Annotated in this window: 1 protein-coding gene; it reads right to left on the bottom strand. The window is 64.3% G+C overall.

Features of this window, described 5'->3' with window-relative positions; genetic code table 11:
• A partial coding sequence (locus G1E_RS29125; protein ID WP_047149617.1) for an MFS transporter occupies window positions 1-367 on the bottom strand: 367 nt, incomplete at both ends.

The raw sequence follows: 367 nt of genomic DNA, 5'->3' as shown, positions 1-367 counted from the left end.
CCGGCCACGCTCGAGCCGGCGTAATAGCTGAACAGGTACAGCGACGACGCCTGCCCTTTGGCCTTCAGCGCCCGCCGGCCGATCCAGCTACTGGCCACCGAGTGCGCGCCAAAGAAGCCGAAGGTGAACACCAGCATGCCCACGATCACCATGGCCAGTGGGCTGGCCAGGGTCATCAGCAAACCACACGCCATGACCACGATGCTGGCCCAGAACACTTTGCGTCGGCCCAGCTTGTCCGCCAAGGCGCCGACCTGCGCCGAGCTGTAGATGCCGGACAGGTACACCACCGACAGCAAGCCGACCAGTGCCTGGTTCATGTGATAGGGCTCGGCCAGCAGGCGGTAGCCGATGTAGTTGAACAGGG

This window comes from Pseudomonas sp. TJI-51 (assembly GCF_000190455.2).
GTDB lineage: Bacteria > Pseudomonadota > Gammaproteobacteria > Pseudomonadales > Pseudomonadaceae > Aquipseudomonas > Aquipseudomonas juntendi.
This window is presented reverse-complemented; position numbering and strand designations above follow the sequence as displayed.